This window comes from Acidovorax sp. KPB24-07 (genome assembly GCF_057543315.1).
Genome location: NZ_BAAJYS010000866.1, coordinates 1 through 702, shown reverse-complemented (window position 1 = coordinate 702; position 702 = coordinate 1). Strand labels below are relative to the sequence as shown.

Below are 702 nucleotides of genomic sequence, written 5' to 3'. Positions count from 1 at the left end.
CCGCGGTGCCGATGGGCACCGGCCCGCCCTGCGGTGCGGCCGTGGCGCTCATGCGGCGACCGTGTAGCCCTCTTCGGTGATCGCGGCGGCCAGCGCGTCGCGCGCCCGGTCGCTCTCGACCACTACCTTGCCCTGGGCCAGATCCACCTGCACGGTGGCGTCGGGATCGACCTGGCGGACGGCGTGGACGACGGCGCGTTCGCAGTGGCCGCAGGTCATGCCGGTGACTTGGAGATGGTGTTGCATGGGGTGCTCCGTTCAGTGGGTGGAGGAAAAAGGGAGAAGGGTGCCTGCATCATGAACCCTGACATGGTGGCAGAGTCAAGCGGCCCCGTGCTTTCCGTGGGGCGCTTGACCTTGCCATCGCGTCAAGGTTTATGGTGCCTCCCATGAACCCGACACCCACCGCCCCGCCATCCCCCTCCGATTCCGCCCCGGGCACGCTCGACCTGGGCATCGGCGGCATGACCTGCGCGAGCTGCTCGGGCCGAGTGGAGCGCGCACTGCGCAAGGTGCCTGGCGTGCAGGAGGCCACGGTCAACCTGGCGACCGAGCGGGCCCATGTGGTCTATGCGGCCAGTGCTGCCGATGTGGCTGGTGTGGCCGGTGCGGGTGCGGCGATGGAGGCGCAGCTGCGCCGGGCGGTGCGCAACGCGGGCTACGAGCCCCGCGCCCCGCAGGCGCAGGACGCCGAGGCGCGCG

General features: G+C 71.2%; 2 protein-coding genes. One reads left to right on the top strand and one right to left on the bottom strand.

Annotated features, from left to right (window positions below; all coding sequences use genetic code 11):
• Positions 1–48: 48 nt before the first annotated feature.
• Complete coding sequence (locus AC27IQ_RS26355) at positions 49–246, bottom strand: heavy-metal-associated domain-containing protein (RefSeq protein ID WP_272566301.1); 198 nt, start codon at positions 244–246, stop codon at positions 49–51.
• A 143-nt stretch (positions 247–389) separates the two neighbouring features.
• Here AC27IQ_RS26355 and AC27IQ_RS26350 point away from each other — a divergent pair.
• The coding region (locus AC27IQ_RS26350; RefSeq protein WP_487091419.1) for a cation transporter at positions 390–702 on the top strand (313 nt) is incomplete at its 3' end.